This window comes from Campylobacter sp. 110 (genome assembly GCF_002383965.1).
Taxonomy (GTDB): Bacteria; Campylobacterota; Campylobacteria; order Campylobacterales; family Campylobacteraceae; genus Campylobacter_D; species Campylobacter_D coli.
The window spans coordinates 39,868-58,797 of sequence record NZ_NXBD01000042.1 but is presented as its reverse complement, the minus strand read 5'-3'; the positions used below and the strand labels follow the sequence as shown (position 1 = coordinate 58,797).

The window sequence follows — 18,930 nt, the reverse complement described above, 5'->3', positions numbered from 1 at the left end:
ATATTTTATTCTTATAACTTATAACTTTTAATAAGAATTTTAAATTTAGTTTTCAGCCAAAAAAAAGTAATATTGCGCTAAAATTTTTAAAAAAATTCTAAGGGGCATTAGCTCAGCTGGGAGAGCACAACGCTGGCAGCGTTGGGGTCAGCGGTTCGAACCCGCTATGCTCCACCATATGGTTCCGTAGCTCAGCTGGTAGAGCACTACCTTGACATGGTAGTGGTCGTTGGTTCAAGTCCAATCGGAGCCACCATCACCCTTCCTTATACAAAGGATTATCATGCAAAACACTATCATACAAAAAGCCGTCAATAAAGATTTAAATTCTATACTTGAAATCACAAAAGATGCTTTAAATGCTATGAAAACTATGAATTTTCACCAATGGGATGAGAATTATCCCAATGAAATAGTTTTTCAAGAAGATATACAAGCACAAGAACTTTATGTGTTTAAAGAAAATGATGAAATTTTAGGCTTTATCTGTATCAATGAAAAATTTGAACCTGAATTTTACAAACAAGTTATTTTTAACAAAAATTACGATGATAAAGCCTTTTATCTACACCGTTTAGCTGTCAAACAAAATGCAAAAGGCAAAGGCGTGGCACAAAAACTTTTAAATTTTTGCGAAAATTTTGCCTTGGAAAATCACAAGGCTAGTTTAAGAGCAGATACTCATAGTAAAAATTTTCCTATGAATTCGCTTTTTAAAAAGCTTGATTTTAATTTTTGTGGAAACTTTGACATACCTAATTACCAAGATCCTTTTTTAGCTTATGAAAAAATCCTAAACCAAAAAGCTTTTTGAGTTTTTCTCATAAGCCTTGATTTGTTCTTCATATTTTAAAGTTAAAGCTATATTATCAAGCCCTTCTAGTAAACAGGTTCTACGAAATTCATCCAAATCAAAAGAAAAAACTTGATCTTTAAAAAATACCTTTTTCTCAAATAAAGAAATTTCTATATTTTTATCTTCAGATTCTTTCAGTTGCTTTATAATGCTTACAACCTCATCTTTAGCAAGTTCTATAGTGAGCAAACCGTTTCCTAAGGCATTGTTTTTAAAAATATCTGCAAAAGAAGGTGCAATAATAGCTCTTATACCATAATCCACCAAAGCCCAAGGTGCGTGCTCTCTTGAAGAGCCACTACCAAAATTTTCAAAACTCACTAAGATAGAAGCGTTTTGGTATTCTTTTTTATTGAGATTAAAATCCATATTTAAAATACTTTCTTTATCATCTAAATAACGCAAATCATGGAACAAATGCTTGCCAAAACCCTGCTTAGACACTGCAAGTAAAAATTGCTTAGGTATAATTTGATCTGTGTCGATATTGGCATATTCTAAAGGACAAGCTATACCTTTATGAGTAGTAAATTTTTGCATATTAAACTCCTAAATATTTTCTATTATCACAAATAAAGCCTTCTATGGCACAGGCTGCTGCGCTTGCAGGACTCATTAAGTGGGTGATAGAACCCTTACCTTGTCTGCCTACAAAATTACGATTTGAAGTTGAAGCAACTCTTTGTCCCGCACTTGCTTTATCATCATTCATACCAAGACACATTGAACACCCTGCATATCTCCACTCACACCCTGCTTCGATAAAAATTTTATCAAGTCCTAAATTTTCAGCTTCTTTTCTCACTTGCATAGAACCAGGCACGATTAAAGCTTTAACATCCTTGTGAATTTTACGCCCTTTTAAAATATCCGCAGCTATCTTAAGATCTTCTAAACGCCCATTTGTACAAGAACCTATGAAAACAATATCGATTTTTACCCCTTCTAAGCTTTGATCTTGCTCCAAATTCACATAATCTAAAGCATCAAGTAAAGATTTTTGATCGCTTGGATTGCTAAAATCACTGACTTTTGGAATTCTTTCATTTATAGCAATAACTTGAGAAGGATTAGTTCCATAGCTGATTTGCGGTTGAATTTGGCTTGCATCAAGGACTATACTTTCATCATATTGTGCACCCTCATCGCTTTTTAAACTCTTCCAATACTCACAATGCTTTTCAAATTCTTCTCCCTTTGGAGCAAATTCTTTCCCTTTTATATACTCAAAAGTAATCTCATCAGGAGCTATCATACCGACTTTTGCTCCAAATTCTATAGCCATATTACAAAGAGTCATTCTAGCTTCCATGCTCAAACTTTCTATCAACTCTCCACAAAATTCTATAGCATAGCCTGTACCTTTTGCGGTACCGTATTTTGATATAAGATATAAAATCAAATCCTTAGCATAAACACCCTTTTGAAACTGACCCTTACATTCTATTTTCATAGTTTTAAGTTTGGCTTGTTTTAAAGTTTGCGTAGCCATTACATGCTCGACCTCGCTTGTGCCTATACCAAAAGCCAAAGCTCCAAAGGCCCCGTGTGTTGCAGTGTGAGAATCCCCACAAACCAAAGTTACACCCGGTAAAGTAAAACCAAGCTCGGGACTTACTATATGTACTATACCTTGATTTTTATCGCCTAGGCCTAAAAGTCTGACTCCAAATTCTTTAGTATTTTGCATCAAAGTCGTAATTTGCTCTTTTGCCATACCTGAACAAGCATCCAAATCTGTGCTTTTAGTCGATACATCATGATCTATAGTTGCTAAAGTCAAATCTGATCTTGCCATTTTGCGATTTGCCATTTTAAGACCTGAAAAAGCTTGAGGGCTTGTTACTTCGTGGATTAAATGTCTATCGATATAAAGTATAGGAAGTTCATTTTCCTTTTGATAAACCACATGAGAATCAAACACTTTTTCATATAAAGTTTTAGCCATTGTTATTCTCCTTTAAAATTTCTACTATACAATCCCCCATTTCATCGGTACTTAAATAAGAATTCGCATTTAAATCCTTAGTCATTTTTCCACGCTCTAAAGCTATGGCTATGGCATTTTCTATATCCCTTGCAGCTTTTTCTTCTTTAAAGCTATATTTTAACATCAAAGCAGCACTTAAAATTTGAGCTATAGGATTGGCTATATTTAAATGAGCTATATCAGGAGCCGAGCCACCTGCTGGCTCATAAAGTCCAAAACCTTTATCGTTTAAACTTGCTGAACTTAACAAACCCAAAGATCCATTAATGGCAGCTAACTCATCACTCAAAATATCACCAAAAAGATTTGAACAAAGCATAACATCAAAAATGCTAGGATTTTTTACAATCTGCATCGCAGCATTATCCACATACATGTACTCTAAGTTTATATCTTGATAATCTTTTGCAACATTTGCCACCACTTCTCGCCACAAAATAGAACTTGCTAAAACATTCGCCTTGTCGATTAAATGCACTTTTTTCTTTCTTATTCTTGCACTTTCAAAAGCAAGGCGTGTGATCCTTTCTATCTCTGCTTTAGTGTAAATTTCAGTATCATAAGCACTTTCTTTGCCCAATTCTTGCTTACCAAAATAAATCCCGCCTGTAAGCTCTCTAACGCACAAGATATCCACACCTTTTTGGATAATTTCATCTTTTAAAGGCGAAGCATGTCTTAAGCTTTCATAAATTTTACAAGGACGCAAATTTGCAAATAAATTAAAATGCTTTCTTAAAGGTAAAAGCGAAGCTCTTTCAGGTCTTTGATCTATAGGTAGATTGTCCCACTTAGGCCCTCCTACCGAACCAAACAAAATAGCATCGCTTTGCTCACAAAGCTTTAAAGTCTCATCGCTTAATGCTACCCCATACGCATCTATACTTGCCCCGCCTATTTTTGCTTCTTTTGTTTCTAATTTAAAGCCATGTTTTTGAGCGACAAAATTTAAAATTTTTAAAGCCTCTTTCATCACTGAAGACCCTATGCCATCTCCTGGCAAAACTGCTATTTTATAAGTATTCATACTGCTTTCCTTTCTTCAACTTTCAAAGATCGATAAATTGCATTGTAAGCACTGATAAAGGCTTGAGCTGATGCTTCTATAACATCTGTTGAAAGCCCTTTGCCATGAAATTTTCTCCCTTTAAATTCTAAATCCACATCCACTTGCCCTTGTGCGTCCACGCCTGAACTTTTTGCATTAATGCTATATGCTTTTAAAACAGGGTTTAAGCCTGTGATTCTAGAGATGCAATTAAACACCGCTTCTATAGGCCCATTTCCGGTACAAGCTTCAGTTTTTAATTCTTCTTTTATACGCACACAAACACAAGCTGTTGGGATAGTGCCGCTGATTACGCTTAATTTTTCAAGTACTAATTCATTCTCTTCATCATTTTCATAACTTAAAAACATTAAAGCCTCTAAGTCATAATCATAAACCTGTCCTTTTTTATCCGCAAGGCGTAAAAAACTCTCATAAACTTCATCTAAATTATAAGTTTTTTCATCATATCCTAAATTATCAAGACAAGTTTTAATCATAGCCCTACCGCTTCTTGCAGTCATAAGCATACGATTTTCATGAAGCCCTATGCTGCTAGGGCTTATAATTTCATAAGTTTGTCTATTTTTAAGTACTCCATCTTGATGAATTCCAGAACTATGAGAAAAGGCGTTACTTCCTACTATGGCTTTATGTGAAGGTATGCTTTCATTAGTGATAGCTGAAACTAATTTTGAAGTTTTAGAAATATTTTCACACTTGATATCTGTATAAAAACCTTTTAAATAATCGCTTCTTGTTTTTATCGCCATTACAACTTCTTCCAAAGCGCAATTTCCAGCCCTTTCACCAAGCCCATTCATAGTACATTCTATCTGTCTTGCGCCTTGTAAAATAGCACTTAAGCTATTGCCTGTTGCCATACCTAAGTCATTGTGACAATGCACAGAAATAACAGCCTTGTCTATATTTGGCACTTTGTTAAATAAAATTTTGATGATATTAGCAAATTCACTTGGCAAAGTATAACCCACAGTATCAGGTATATTGATAGTTCTAGCCCCTGCTTTGATAGCATTTTCTACCATAAAACAAAGATTATCAATAGGAGTTCTTCCTGCATCTTCACATGAAAATTCCACATCATCAGTATAGTTTCTAGCTCTTGCAATCGCTCTTTGCGCCATAGCTAAAATTTCATCAAAATCTTTTTTTAATTTATCTTGTATGTGCAAAGTTGAAGTGGCTATAAAAGTATGAATTCTAAAAGAATCCGCCACTTTTAAAGCCTCATAAGCTGTATCTATGTCTTTATCCAAAGCTCTAGAAAGCGCACAAATGGTTGAATTTTTTACTTTTGAGGCTATATTTTTTACCGCTTCAAAATCTCCTTGTGAAGATACAGGAAAACCTGCTTCTATCACATCAACACCTAAATTTTCAAGCGCTAAGGCAATCTGTAATTTTTGATTTATATTTAAAGAACTGCCTAAGGCTTGTTCACCATCGCGTAAAGTTGTATCAAAAATGATAATTTTATTATTCTTCATATTTTAATCCTTAAAAAACGAGATAAACCGAATGAATTTTATTAAAAATTCAAAAACTTAAAAACAATAGTAAAATAAAAAATTTTAGAAATGATTAAAAAAAATAAAAATTTTAGTTTAGGGTGAGTGAGAGTTGCAGCATCAGGTTAAAGTGATTTTCTTTATTTTTTTGCTCTTTGACTTGAATTGAATTTGAATTTTTAAAAACCTGTGTCATTGTCGCCTCCTTCATAAAATTATATAGTTTTGAATTTAGCATATTTTTAGTTAATACACAAAATAAAAATTTACAAATTAAGAAATTTATTGTTATAATTGTAATTTTAAATAACAAAAAGGATGTTGATGTTAAAAGAGCTTTTAGAGATCAAAAAAGAAATGGAGCCTGTTATCCATGAAGCTAATGTAAAATTAAATGTATTGGCTCGTGAAGTAATAGTTCGTAGAAAAGAGTATGAAATTTACGGACCTATGGTAGATCGTGTCTATCTTGATAATGCAATTTATGTTAAAGTTATGGCAAGTGGGCGCGATGTCAAAACTGATAATGTCCCAATCAAAACAGGTTTTTACATGGTTTTTGTTGCTCCTGAAAAAGAAAGTACAAAAGACATCAAAAATAAACTTAAAGTAGCTTATGAAGGACTTGATAATACATTCATTTCAACGCTCATCCGCTCTTGCCAAAGATTTAAAGAAATCATATCTAAAACCCAAACTACCCTCTCTAAAGCTTCTAAAATGAATGTGGTGGTAAAAACGAATTTAGGTGAAGCAAGTGCAGCTCTTAAATTTAACATCACTATAGAATATACTAAAGAGAATCAAAAACTCACTCGTGAAAATTCAAAATCGGCAGGAAGTTTTAGAGATACTAGAACTTATATCAATCTTGTAGTAGATAAAAATACTGATTCTCAAATTTGTGAAAAATTGCTAGATGATGTAGAAAGATATTTTATCGGCGGGGGTTGAAATCCTGCCGATAAAATACTTCATTAGAATTTGTAAGTATAACCTAAATATAAACCATAATTTGTTTGTCTTGGATCATAAAAATTCGACCCTATAATTTCTTGGTAATAATTTCTAGTATTATATTCGATTTTTTCTGCTTTAAAACCTACTTCGATTTCATTAGAAGTGCCTAATTCAAATATAGCACCTATTTTTGCTCCGTAAACAAAACCATCAAAATCTTGAGATAAAGACAATAAAGATGTTTTTAAATCAATACTTGTTTTTGCATAGCCTAAATATCCACCCGCAACGGCTCTTACTCTTTTAAAAATTTCTGGAGTAAAATCATAGCCTAGCAAGAATTTATGTGTGTTAAAATCACTCTCTATTCTAAGATTAGGAGTTCTTATAATATCACTGAATTCATCAGAATAATTATAAGCAACATACAATCTATGTAAATCATTAAAACGATAACCCATTCTTAAACCTAAAATAGGAATACTACTAGATAAATCACCATTAAAAACAGCACCGGTTTTATTATGTTTTAAATCTCCTTTAACTTTAGTTTGAACATAAGCTGCATCCGCACCTATAAAAAAACCTGATTCTTCCGCAGCTAAAGCTGAACTTGAAAATAACGCAATACCCACAATTACACTTAAAAACTTTTTATTCATAATTTTTCCTTTAAATTGGTTTTGCAAAACGCATTATATTATATTGATAATTAATATAGTATTATTTTTGTTACTTTGTCATTTTTTTTCTAAAATATGTAAGTATTCTATGGTTTAATCTTGTTTGCAAATTCGAGAAGAATCAGCCTTAAAACGCTTATAAATTTGACTTTTTAAATCATATTTTCATATTTTTCAAAAATTTGTTTTTCAAGGAAAGCAAGCTCAACATAAACCACTTAACATCTAAAAGTATTAGACTTTTTGCCTCAACGATAGACAACTAATATCAAAATATATAACTTGTATTTAAAAAATTGTGCAATTATAATATAAATTTATCTAAAAAAGAATAAAAAACACAAAGAGTAAATTTACTCTTTGTAAAAAAGTTTCAATCAAAAGTGATTAATCATCAAATTTTTATCCCAAAAAATTGCCATTGCGATCAAAATAAAGCTCCATGTAGTTATTAAGCTTAACCTCATAACCATACTCTTCCCAATCCACATCAACGATAAAAGCACCTGGATGTAGATTTTGAATTTGGCTGTTGATATTTTTTGGTAAGCCATTAAAATAATCTTGTGGTGGCATAGCTTGTTGTGGGTATGCAGGATATGGATGAAGTGGAGCAGGTGCGACTGCAGGAGTTTGAGTCGAAGCAGGGACCATGTTCGCACTTGCAAGAATTGCAGAGCATGCTAGAATAGCAGGGATAAATTTTGTTTTCATTATCTAACTCCTTAAAATGTTTTAACAAGCGTAAGTTTATGTTTTTTTATGTGAAGCGAGCGTGAAAGATAAGATAAAAAATATTTAGAAAATAGCTCTATAAATTTAGAATATTGAAAAAATTTTGAAGCTTTTGCACTTTAAAGCTATTTTTTATAAAGCTTTATTTCATTTTGGCACTACCATATCACTACGACATTCTATCACTGTGTGCACATTTCCACGTGGATTAAAATCCCCTACCACCTTAATCCATTTTGGCTTGAGCTTATCTTTTAAGGTATTATAAATTTCATTGATACTTGCTTCATGTGAAACATTTCTATGCATAAAAGTATTGATATAAAGTTTTATCGCTTTAAGTTCAACTACAAATTGATCAGGTATATACTCAAGATAAATCGTCGCAAAATCAGGATAACCCGAACGCGGACAACAACACATAAATTCAGGTAAAGTGATTTTTATAATATAATCATTCTTCGCATCATTAGGCCAAATTTCCATATTTTCTACATCAAATTCTTTGATTTCTTTTTCACCATAACGCATGAGCTTTCCTTATTGAAAAATTTTTAGAAAATTATATAAAAAATTACTTTTAGAGCAATTGAAAAATAAACATTTTTAACAAATTGTATAAAAAAGATCGATATTAGATTAAATAAAGCTTTTTATACTAGAATAAGACAAATTTTTAAAAAGGAAAAAAATGAGAAAATCAATTGCAATTATAGGCGGTAGCATCGCAGGACTTAGCACGGCTTTATTTTTCGCTTCAGCTAAAAATGACGAGCTTGACTTTGATATCACTGTTTTTGATGAGGGTAAAGCAGATTTAAAAGCAGCAGCAATTTACAATGTTCCTTTTTTCCCAAAAGGTGCAAAAGCAGATGAAATTTACACTCATATAAAAGCACAAATTGCTTCTATGCTCGAAGTAAAATATATCGATTCAAAAGTAGTAAGCATAAGCGGAGAAAAAGGCGATTTTACGGTTAATGATGAGCAAGGCTTGGGTATAAAAGCAGATTATATCATCGTAGCAACAGGAGCAAGTAAAAGTGAAATCAAAGGACTTGAAGACTTTGTCATACCTCATGAACTTATGCCAAAGCCAAACAAATTTTGCTTCAAACATCATGGAAGACAAATGATCAAAGAAGGAATTTATGCAGCAGGGCTTGCTTCAGGTGTTACGACTATGGTAGCTTGCGCGATGGGAAGTGCCAATGAAGCAGCATGCGCCATTTTGAGTGATATCAAAGGTGTAGTAAGCGTATATCATGATACCCCTACTACAAGAAATTAAATCATCAAAGCACAAAAGGTGTGCTTTGATACACATCATAATTGAGCCAATTTGCAAAGATGATGTTCGCATTTGAACGCCAATTGTATTTTATATTGCCCTTTTTATCGTAATAATTTTTAGCTTTTTGTATGAAATTATCTCTTACATATTCTTGGTGTAAAGTATCTTTAAAATACTCTAAATGGCCTAAAATAAAAATATTCTTTTCATCTCTTAACAAAGCCGAGCCGATTTTTTTATTTCTAAGCAAAACTTTCAATTTCCCTTGTTTTTGTAGTGCTAAAATTTGCTCTTCATCCATACTAGAATGTCTTGAATGAGGCATTAAAACCTTTTCATCTAAATTCGTTAAAAGTAAATCAGGTGAAATTTTATCATGCTTATAAATTCCAAAAATTTTCTTATCTAAAGCGATTTTATCTACGCCATGAAAATGTTTTAAAGCAGCCATAGCACCCCAACAAATATACATAGAACTTGTTACATTTTGCTGTAAAAAATCAAAAATTTCTAACAATTCTTTCCAGTAAGCAACTTTTTCAAAATCCATTTGTTCCACAGGAGCTCCCGTAACAATAGCACCATCAAATTTGCGTTTTTTAACCTCATCAAGACCTTTATAAAATTTTTCTAAATGAGTAAAAGGAGTGTTTTTACCTACATAGCTAGTAGTAGCTAAAAGTGTGATATTTACTTGCAAAGGAGAATTTGCAAGTAAGCTTAAAATTTGATTTTCTGTTTCAATTTTTTTTGGCATAAGATTGATGATTAAAATCTCTTGCGGACGGATATCTTGATGTTTTGCCCTCCTTGATCCCATGATAAAAGCATGCTCTTTTAAAAGCTCATAAGCGGGTATATTTTCTGGAATAATAAGTGGCATTTTTTCTCCTTTATTTTTTAATAAGCTTTATTCTCCATTCTGCATCGCCTAAAAGTTCAAAATCAACGATCTCATGTCCTTCTTCAGCAGCCCATTGTGGGATTGTTTCTGTAGCTTGTGTACAATCAAAAAGAATTTCTAATTCTTCACCGCTTTTTAAAGTTTGAACCAAATTCTTTGCTTCAACGAGTGGAAAGGGACAAACCTTTCCTCTAGTATCTAAAGTTACCATATCTTACCCTTGTATTTTTTGTGTTGCCTTACGCGTAGGCAATATAATTGTATAAAAAGTAGCTATATAAGCACCTATTAAGAAAAATACCGTAGCAACCCAACCTTTATACGAAAAAAGCGATGTTTCTACCAATCCATTACCTATGGTACAGCCTCCAGCAAGAGAAGCTCCAACCCCCATTAAAATTCCTCCTATGCTTGCATAAGCTAGAGTTTTTTTATCAGGAAGACGAAATCTAAATTCCCCTGATAATTTAGCACCTAAAAAAGATCCAAGTGCGATTCCAAGAACCAAAAAAACTCCCCAATCAACAAACTGAACATCACCTGTGCTAAGGTATTGTACAAGATTTGCCGAAGGAGTTGTAATCCCTAAACCATGATTTCTTCCACTTAAGCTTGAAAGAGGCCAAGCTAAAATGGCGATCAATGCAACCAAAACAGCCGTAACAAAAGGATGCCACGATTTTTCAAACAATATGTGTGAAATTCCTTGCTTTCTAGGCTTTAATCTTGCAACTTTAAGGCGTGGCTTGCGTAATTCTCTAATCACAAAAAAGCCAACAACCAAACTCAAGGCAAGCACCAAAATCCAAGGAGAAATTCCCAAGCTTTGATAAAAAGTTCCATCAGAAATTTTAAAAGTATTTAAATTATCCTGCAAAGGCAAAAGAACTCCATATTTTACAGCACTTGCACTAAAAGCATAAAACAATAAAGCTGCGATAGAACCGATCAAGCCCTCTCCTGCTCTATACCAAGTTCCTGTGGCACAACCACCTGCGATTACCATACCAAAACCAAAAACAATCCCACCAATAATCGTTGAAAGCCAATAAAACTCTTGAGGCTTTATCGAAATATATCCTAAAGAATGAAGAGCCCAAACACCAATGCTTTGCAATGCAACGACGATAAAAAGTGCTATAAAAATTGTAAATTTTTTACTTAAAAATACATCTCTATAAGCTCCTACAACGCAAAATCGTCCCCTTTGTAAAACAAAGCCTAATAACAAACCAACTACAATTCCACTTAACATAAACACACTCTTTAACTTTCTATAGCTTGTTTTAAATCCGCTATCAAATCATCGCTATTTTCAAGCCCTATGCTTAAACGCACAGTGGTTTTCTTAATGCCTGCTTTTTGAAGTTCTTCTTCACTTAGTTGTGAATGAGTAGTAGAAGCAGGATGAATGATCAAAGACTTGCTATCGCCCAAATTTGCAGCAAGTAAGAAAAGTTGAGTTTTATCACAAATTCTTCTAGCATGCTCATAATCCCTAGCTTCAAAACTTAAAAGTCCACTAGCAAAATTTTTATCAAAATATTTTTTAAATAAATTATGATAAGCATTACTTGCTAAAGTAGGATAATTTACGCCCTTGATATCAGGATGAGAATTTAAAAAATTTGCAACTTTTTCAGCATTTTGGCTGTGTTTTTCTATACGCACTGCTAAAGTTTCAAGTCCTTGTAAAAGCAACCAAGCATTTTGAGGCGCTAAACTAGCTCCTAAATCTCTAAGCCAAGTGATGATGATTCTAATGCTAAAAATTGGCAAATCAAGTGTATTTAAATTCAGTCCATGATAACTTGGATCAGGAGTGTTAAAAGCTTTATATCTATCGTTATTTTTAAGCAAGTCGTTTAAATCTTTTCTTTCTATAAGTGCTCCACCCAAAGCACTGCCTTGACCGCTTACATATTTACTTAAACTATGCACGATTACATCCACGCCATGTTTAAAAGGTTGGAGTAAGAAAGGAGTAGCAACGGTATTATCACAAATGGTAGCGATTTTATGTTTTTTTGCTATTTGGGTTATTTTTTCTATATCAGCTATGGCAATTTGAGGATTTGAAAGACTTTCGAAAAAAATCGCTTTTGTATTTTGATCTATAACTTTTTCTAAGCTATCTAAATCATCGATATCAAATTCCCTAGCTTCTATGCCAAAATTTTTAAGTGTGTGAGAAATTAAAGTTTGAGTCCCACCATAAATTTTATTTGAATACGCGACATTATCTCCCGAACTTGCTAAATTCACAAGGGCATAAAAACAAGCTGCCATACCGCTAGAAACAGGAATTCCAAAAGCCCCACCCTCGACATTAGCAAGTCTTTGTCCTAAAACATCGCTTGTAGGATTGCCTATCCTTGAGTAAATATTGCCAAGTTCTTGAAGATTAAATCTCGCTGCAGCCTGATCTAAATTTTCAAAATTATACGCAGTATTTTGATATATAGGCACACTAATACTTCTTTGAGTGTCAAAATTATAAGCTCCATGTAATGCTAAAGTTTCTTTATTAAAATTCATTTTTTATCCTTTTTTGTTAATTAAAAAAATACTAAAAAGCCTTTTATCAGCTTTAAACTAGATTGTTTGGAAATGTAAATTTATAGAATATGAGTATATACGAGTAGATTAAGCGTGCCAAGCACGCATACAGAAAGAAGAAAGCATTAAGTTAAAACTAATATAAGACATTTTTTCTCCTTTCTAAAAAATTATTGGCTATTTTATCTTTAAAAAATAAAAATAAAATTAAATTTTAAAAAATTTATATCACATTGCTTAAAATTTTATTGCAACTCACCCCTAGCAAGAGTGAGTTAGCAATAAATTGAAGGCAGTTCAAGCCTAAGCCTAGTATTACAAGACTACCAAGATAGGCTTGCAAAGCAAGGCTTGCTCCCTTTAAGGGAGCAAAAAACAATATTTTATAGAATACTAAGCTTAAATTATTGTTTAAGCTGGATTAGAGTTTGGAGCATTTGATCACTCGTTGAAATGGTTTTTGAGTTTGCTTGATAACCTCTTTGAATGATAATAAGCTCTGTTAAAGAACGACTTAAATCCACATTTGACATTTCAAGAGCTGAGGTTTTCATCTCACCACGACCTCCTGTTCCTGCTTCACCTACTACGATATTACCACTATTTGCAGTGACTTTAAAAAGATTTCCGCCGATTTCTTCAAGACCTGAGTTATTTGCCACTGAAGCCATCGCCATTTTTGCAACAGCGAAGGTTTTACCATTGGTAAATTCGCCTAAGATATTACCTTTGTCATCCACACGGATAGCATCAGGTTTTAAGTTGCCTGAAGTATAACCATCGGTTGCTTGTCCTGTTAGAGTTGAAGCAGAATTTGAGCTTACAAGGCCGTCATTGCTTCCACTTGTTCCAAAGGAAAGTTTGATTTGTTGATTTGGAGCGGCACCGTTATTGGGTGAAAAATTTATCGTTCTTGGATTATAATTTGACAAAGATCCATCATTGTTAAATCTTGCTGTTCCTACGATGATATTGTTTGGTCCTTCGCCTGTAGTGTTGATCTCTGCAGGTTCGGGTACACGGATGATCATTTGCCATTCATTACCCCCATCTTGAGTGGTGCTTTGCTTAACAAACTGCACTTCTAAAGTGTGTTTTGAACCTAAGGAATCATAAATTTCAAGTCCTGCTGAAAAAGCAGAAAGTTTTAGAAGTTCACTTTGCTTAACCTGATTGCCTGCAGGGAAAGAACCATCAAGTCCTTTAAAGATTTTAGTAAAAGCATCATTAGTGCTTACTGTTCCTCTTTCATCTGTATAAGCAGTGATATTGAAATTCATATTATGAGGGCCAAAAGTCAATACTCCCTGACCACCTGTAACAAGTGTTGGACTATTTGAATTTTCATTAACATTTGTAAGAGAAAAAGCTCCTGAAGAATTGACTACAACTTTAACATTTTCATTGACATCTGCTGCAGCAAAAGTTCCACTTCCATCATAATCAACCCCATATCTAGCATCTCTTTGTAAAAGCTCTCTTAAATCTTCAGTAGTGTGAAAAGTCCTTATATTGGTATTTAAAAAAGAACCATTTATTACCGCATTATAATAATTTTGCGAACCTATAGTAGCAGCATCTGTACCATTCCAAACAGGAGGTTGTGTATTTGTACCTGGAATATAATTAAAACCTCCATCGGGATTATACATAGGAGGAAGAGTTTGAGGCGAAGAACTATAGATATATTTATGCGCTGTTATTATTTGGGCATTTGCTGGACCTGTCAATTGAATTTGGGTAATTGGCCCGGCAGCAGGTGGAGCTGGAGTCAAATTCTGTCTAGCAGCAGTCCATAAAGAAGAACCATTTTTATTAATAGTAGGCTGCTGAGCACCGTTACCTTGGTTAAAACTAAATGTTTGAGTATTATTATCCCATACAGCATTCCAAAGTTCACCTGCTGTATTGTTAGCATTAACTACAAGATTGATATTTTTCATATTATCTGTAGTGCCATCGGCATTATCATTGACAAAATCTATACCCGAGCCATCTGCATTTTTAACCGCTCTTACTCCTGTTCCCTCTCTTGCATCCGTTGGTACGGTAAAGGTATTGATATAAGCGATAGCCTCATCTATACTGCCTATAGTATCATTTTGAATAACAACTCCATTAATCACTATATCTAATCTTGTCTTTTGATTACCATTGCCCCAAAAAGCAGCAGTTTGATTTTGTTGTAAATTTGAATTAAAAGCATTATAACCTAAAGAATTTGTAGAATATTTAGCATCCGCATAAGATACCCAAATCCCTTGTCCATCTCTAAGATTTAAACCTGTACCATTAGCATTAAAAAGTGATCCTGCATCTACACCCTTTTCAGTAACTTCTACAGCATTTTTAGAAGTCGTATAAAACTGAGTGGTTCCTGTATCATTTTCATCTTTAGTTTCACTTGTTTTTTGATTAAAACCATGCACAGAATCAAGAGAATACAAAGGACGACTTGCTGTTCCTATATTTAAACCACTATTTAAATTCGCTTTGATGGCTACTTCGGTTGATTTTGCTGCAGGGATATGCATACCGGGATCGATAAAAATATTTTGTGGAGTTCTTGAGCTATCTATACTTTGAGTATCCCAGTTGATATTCCACCCTTGGACAACAAAACCTGCATTATTAACAAAATTTCCATAAGCATCGAGTTTAAAATCCCCACTCCTTGTAAGATAGCGAGTAAGCCCCCCATCATCACTCACCATAAAAAAACCATCACCATTTATAGCCACATCAGTGTTTTTATCTGTGGTTTGAACTGAACCTTGAGAATGAATTCTAGTTGTAGAACTTACTGAAACGCCAAGACCGATTTGAAGTGGATTAGATCCACCTCTTCCATCAGTTGGAGCTGTAGCGATTTTCACAGTTTGGCTAAACATAGTCCCAAAATCTGCACGGGAGTATTTAAAACCAGTGGTATTAACATTTGAAATGTTATTACCTTCAACATCCATCGCAACTTGATGTGCTTGTAGTCCGCTTACGCCAGACCAAAGTGATCTCATCATCTTAAATCCTTTATAAAATATTGCTTTAAAAAATTTAACGCTTTGGCTTTAAAAAACTTTTGCGTTTATGTGAAGTTTACAAGCAAGTTCTGTTCCAACTTTTGAAATTTTTTATGAATTTTTTAAAAATTTATAGAAAAAATTTAAAGGTATTTTGGGAGTTTATGAAGCTTTGGTCTTTTGTGTAATGAAAATTACCAAAATCACACCCTAACTCTTAAATTTGCTGCATGGGTTAAAGCCACTGCGATAGCATCTGTGATATCCAAAGGCTTGATATCTTTACTAAGTCCTAAAAGCCTTTTTACCATAAAAGCAACTTGTTCTTTAGTTGCTTTGGCTTTTCCTGTAACGGCTTTTTTCACTTGTAAGGGAGTGTATTCTGCAAAGTCTCCATGAATTTGAAGAATTTTTAAAGATAGGGCTCCGCGAAATTGTGCGAGTTTTAAAACGGTTTTTGGATTGTAAGCAAAAAAGATATCTTCTATAGCTATCTCATCAAAAGAATGATTTTTAAAAATCAAGTCCAAACCCTCGCAAAGCTCTGTGATTTGATACTGTAAGGTACTTGGCTTTATCTTTATAAGTCCTGCTTCTATGAGAATGTTTTTTCCTTTGTTGGCTTCTATGATAGCATAACCACAATTTCTTGAACCTGGATCTATACCTAAAATTTTCAAATTCATACCTTTTGAAAAATAAAATACAAAAGCGGATTTTAACCTTTTTTTATAAAATTTAAGATAAAATTTATAAGCTTACAAAGACTAAAGAGAGATTATGAATCCAAGCCAAATACTTGAAAATTTAAAAAAAGAACTCAATGAAAACGAATACGAAAACTATTTATCAAATTTAAAATTCAACGAAAAACAAAGCAAAGCAGATTTTCTAGTCTTTAACGCTCCTAATGAGCTTTTAGCCAAATTCATACAAACAAAATACGGCAAAAAAATAGCGCATTTTTATGAAGTGCAAAGTGGAAATAAAGCCATCATAAATATACAAGCACAAAGTGCTAAACAAAGTAACAAAAGCACAAAAATCGACATAGCTCATATAAAAGCACAAAGCACGATTTTAAATCCTTCTTTTACTTTTGAAAGTTTTGTTGTAGGGGATTCTAACAAATACGCTTATGGAGCATGTAAAGCTATAGCACATAAAGACAAGCTTGGAAAACTTTATAATCCAATCTTTGTTTATGGGCCTACAGGACTTGGAAAAACACATTTACTTCAAGCAGTTGGAAATGCAAGCTTAGAAATGGGAAAAAAAGTTATTTACGCTACCAGTGAAAATTTTATCAATGATTTTACTTCAAATTTAAAAAATGGTTCTTTAGATAAATTTCATGAAAAATATAGAAATTGTGATGTTTTACTCATAGATGATGTGCAGTTTTTAGGAAAAACCGATAAAATTCAAGAAGAATTTTTCTTTATATTTAATGAAATCAAAAATAACGATGGACAAATCATCATGACTTCAGACAATCCACCCAATATGCTAAAAGGTATAACCGAACGCTTAAAAAGTCGTTTTGCACATGGGATCATAGCTGATATAACTCCACCTCAACTAGATACAAAAATAGCCATCATAAGAAAAAAATGTGAATTTAACGATATCAATCTTTCTAATGATATCATAAACTATATCGCCACTTCTTTAGGGGATAATATAAGAGAAATCGAAGGTATCATCATAAGTTTAAATGCTTATGCAACCATACTAGGACAAGAAATCACACTCGAACTTGCCAAAAGTGTGATGAAAGATCATATCAAAGAAAAGAAAGAAAATATCACTATAGATGACATTTTATCTTTGGTATGTAAAGAATTTAACATCAAACCAAGCGATGTGAAATCCAATAAAAAAACTCAAAATATAGTCACAGCAAGACGCATTGTGATTTACCTAGCTAGGGCACTTACGGCTTTGACTATGCCACAACTTGCAAATTATTTTGAAATGAAAGATCATACAGCTATTTCACATAATGTTAAAAAAATCACAGAAATGATAGAAAATGATGGTTCTTTAAAAGCAAAAATCGAAGAACTTAAAAACAAAATTCTTGTTAAAAGTCAAAGTTAAGTGAAAGGATGTGAAAAATAAATTCTAGAGTGTGAAAAAAAGAAATTAAGCAAAGTATGATAAAATACAAATTTGATTATTTTGCTTTGAAGAATTTCACAATTTCAACAAGCTTATTATTACAACGAATTTAAAATTAAAATAAACCAAGGAGAAAAAATGAAGTTAAGTATCAATAAAAATACTTTAGAATCTGCAGTGATTTTATGTAATGCTTATGTAGAAAAAAAAGACTCAAGCACCATTACTTCTCATCTTTTTTTTCATGCTGATGAAGATAAACTTCTTATTAGAGCTAGTGATTATGAAATAGGTATCAACTATAAAATAAAAAAAATCCGCGTAGAATCAAGTGGTTTTGCTACTGCAAATGCAAAAAGTATTGCAGATGTTATTAAAAGCTTAAACAATGAAGAAGTTGTTTTAGAAACCATTGATAATTTTTTATTTATAAGACAAAAAAGCACAAAATACAAACTTCCTATGTTTAATCATGAAGATTTTCCAAATTTTCCAAATACAGAAGGAAAAAACCAATTTGACATTGATTCAAGTGATTTAAGCCGTTCTCTTAAAAAGATATTACCAAGTATTGATACAAATAACCCAAAATACTCCTTAAATGGTGCATTTTTAGATATAAAAACAGATAAAATTAACTTCGTAGGAACTGATACAAAACGCCTTGCAATCTATACTTTAGAAAAAGCAAATAATCAAGAATTTAGTTTTAGTATCCCTAAAAAAGCTATTATGGAAATGCAAAAACTTTTCTATGAAAAAATAGAAATTTTTTATGATCAAAATATGCTTATTGCCAAAAATGAAAATTTTGAATTCTTTACAAAACTTATCAATGATAAATTCCCTGATTATGAAAAAGTTATCCCAAAAACTTTCAAACAAGAACTTAAATTTTCAACTGAAGATTTTATAGATAGTCTTAAAAAAATCAGTGTTGTAACTGAAAAAATGAAACTTCATTTCAACAAAGATAAAATCATCTTTGAAGGTATAAGCTTAGACAATATGGAAGCAAAAACCGAACTTGAAATCGAAACAGGAGTAAGTGAAGAATTTAATCTTAATATCAAGATAAAATACCTACTTGATTTCTTAACTTCAATCGAAGAAGAACAATTCACTTTAAGTGTAAATGAACCTAACTTAGCCTTTGTAGTAAATTCTCAAGGCTTATCTATGGTTATCATGCCTATGATTTTATAAAAACTTAAAATCTTGAGTT

At 32.6% G+C, this 18,930-nt stretch carries 18 protein-coding genes and 2 tRNA genes; 7 read left to right on the top strand and 13 right to left on the bottom strand.

The features are described from left to right. The first annotated feature begins 101 nt into the window (after positions 1-101). The 3 genes from BGS43_RS05335 (at position 102) to BGS43_RS05325 (ending at position 814) form a co-directional block, all read left to right on the top strand. Positions 102-177, top strand: a tRNA-Ala gene (locus BGS43_RS05335). Between the two features lie 3 nt (positions 178-180). Continuing rightward, positions 181-256, top strand: a tRNA-Val gene (locus BGS43_RS05330). 27 nt (positions 257-283) lie between these two features. After that, positions 284-814, top strand: coding sequence for a GNAT family N-acetyltransferase (locus BGS43_RS05325; protein ID WP_002783539.1), 531 nt, complete (start codon positions 284-286; stop codon positions 812-814). Here the strand turns inward: BGS43_RS05325 and leuD are convergent. The 4 genes from leuD to leuA are packed head-to-tail and all read right to left on the bottom strand — an operon-like array spanning position 794 to position 5,405. Continuing rightward, a complete protein-coding gene (gene leuD, locus BGS43_RS05320) occupies positions 794-1,396 on the bottom strand; it encodes a 3-isopropylmalate dehydratase small subunit (RefSeq protein WP_060786265.1) in 603 nt (200 codons plus the stop codon). The two genes, BGS43_RS05325 and leuD, sit on opposite strands and share 21 nt — an antisense overlap. Position 1,397: 1 nt before the next feature. Further along, a complete protein-coding gene (leuC, locus tag BGS43_RS05315; protein WP_096569126.1) occupies positions 1,398-2,810 on the bottom strand; it encodes a 3-isopropylmalate dehydratase large subunit in 1,413 nt (470 codons plus the stop codon). After that, positions 2,797-3,873, bottom strand: coding sequence for a 3-isopropylmalate dehydrogenase (gene leuB, locus BGS43_RS05310; protein WP_096569123.1), 1,077 nt, complete (start codon positions 3,871-3,873; stop codon positions 2,797-2,799). Before leuB ends, leuC begins: the two co-directional genes overlap by 14 nt. Further along, positions 3,870-5,405, bottom strand: a complete 1,536-nt coding sequence (leuA, locus tag BGS43_RS05305) for a 2-isopropylmalate synthase (RefSeq protein WP_002799916.1) — start codon at positions 5,403-5,405, stop codon at positions 3,870-3,872. Before leuA ends, leuB begins: the two co-directional genes overlap by 4 nt. Positions 5,406-5,750: 345 nt before the next feature. On the opposite strand from leuA, the gene BGS43_RS05300 reads away from it, so the two are divergent. Continuing rightward, a complete protein-coding gene (locus tag BGS43_RS05300; protein ID WP_052783371.1) occupies positions 5,751-6,380 on the top strand; it encodes a hypothetical protein in 630 nt (209 codons plus the stop codon). Positions 6,381-6,403: 23 nt separating this feature from the next. Here BGS43_RS05300 and BGS43_RS05295 read toward each other — a convergent pair whose 3' ends face one another. From BGS43_RS05295 to queF, 3 genes are all read right to left on the bottom strand, one after another. Continuing rightward, positions 6,404-7,048 (bottom strand): outer membrane beta-barrel protein, encoded by a 645-nt coding sequence (locus BGS43_RS05295; protein ID WP_052783372.1) that lies wholly within the window; start codon positions 7,046-7,048, stop codon positions 6,404-6,406. 423 nt (positions 7,049-7,471) lie between these two features. Next, positions 7,472-7,783 (bottom strand): PepSY-like domain-containing protein, encoded by a 312-nt coding sequence (locus BGS43_RS05290; RefSeq protein ID WP_002825485.1) that lies wholly within the window; start codon positions 7,781-7,783, stop codon positions 7,472-7,474. Positions 7,784-7,951: 168 nt separating this feature from the next. Then, a complete protein-coding gene (queF, locus tag BGS43_RS05285; protein ID WP_002779368.1) occupies positions 7,952-8,335 on the bottom strand; it encodes a preQ(1) synthase in 384 nt (127 codons plus the stop codon). A gap of 160 nt (positions 8,336-8,495) precedes the next feature. Here queF and BGS43_RS05280 point away from each other — a divergent pair, with 160 nt between their 5' ends. Continuing rightward, positions 8,496-9,095, top strand: a complete 600-nt coding sequence (locus BGS43_RS05280) for an NAD(P)/FAD-dependent oxidoreductase (RefSeq protein ID WP_096569120.1) — start codon at positions 8,496-8,498, stop codon at positions 9,093-9,095. 4 nt (positions 9,096-9,099) lie between these two features. Here the strand turns inward: BGS43_RS05280 and BGS43_RS05275 are convergent, their stop codons facing one another. The 6 genes from BGS43_RS05275 to ruvC all read right to left on the bottom strand — a co-directional run bounded on the left by BGS43_RS05275 (position 9,100) and on the right by ruvC (position 16,267). Then, positions 9,100-9,981: a homoserine O-acetyltransferase/O-succinyltransferase family protein gene (locus BGS43_RS05275; RefSeq protein ID WP_042962466.1), complete on the bottom strand. Its 882-nt coding sequence runs from the start codon at positions 9,979-9,981 to the stop codon at positions 9,100-9,102. 10 nt (positions 9,982-9,991) lie between these two features. Continuing rightward, complete coding sequence (locus tag BGS43_RS05270) at positions 9,992-10,213, bottom strand: sulfurtransferase TusA family protein (protein ID WP_002779371.1); 222 nt, start codon at positions 10,211-10,213, stop codon at positions 9,992-9,994. Positions 10,214-10,216: 3 nt separating this feature from the next. Then, positions 10,217-11,257: a YeeE/YedE family protein gene (locus BGS43_RS05265; RefSeq protein ID WP_002791624.1), complete on the bottom strand. Its 1,041-nt coding sequence runs from the start codon at positions 11,255-11,257 to the stop codon at positions 10,217-10,219. An 11-nt stretch (positions 11,258-11,268) separates the two neighbouring features. After that, the gene (locus BGS43_RS05260) at positions 11,269-12,540 is read right to left on the bottom strand and encodes a bifunctional O-acetylhomoserine aminocarboxypropyltransferase/cysteine synthase (protein ID WP_002803015.1); all 1,272 of its coding nucleotides are present in this window, start codon (positions 12,538-12,540) and stop codon (positions 11,269-11,271) included. Between the two features lie 425 nt (positions 12,541-12,965). Further along, positions 12,966-15,581, bottom strand: coding sequence for a flagellar hook protein FlgE (gene flgE / locus BGS43_RS05255; protein ID WP_096569117.1), 2,616 nt, complete (start codon positions 15,579-15,581; stop codon positions 12,966-12,968). Positions 15,582-15,784: 203 nt separating this feature from the next. Further along, entirely contained in the window at positions 15,785-16,267 is a 483-nt protein-coding gene (ruvC, locus tag BGS43_RS05250; protein WP_072225818.1) for a crossover junction endodeoxyribonuclease RuvC, read from the bottom strand. Positions 16,268-16,361: 94 nt separating this feature from the next. On the opposite strand from ruvC, the gene dnaA reads away from it, so the two are divergent. Both dnaA and dnaN read left to right on the top strand, forming a co-directional pair. Next, entirely contained in the window at positions 16,362-17,684 is a 1,323-nt protein-coding gene (dnaA, locus tag BGS43_RS05245) for a chromosomal replication initiator protein DnaA (protein WP_096569114.1), read from the top strand. Positions 17,685-17,843: 159 nt separating this feature from the next. After that, positions 17,844-18,911, top strand: coding sequence for a DNA polymerase III subunit beta (gene dnaN / locus BGS43_RS05240; protein ID WP_096569110.1), 1,068 nt, complete (start codon positions 17,844-17,846; stop codon positions 18,909-18,911). Positions 18,912-18,930: the final 19 nt, after the last annotated feature.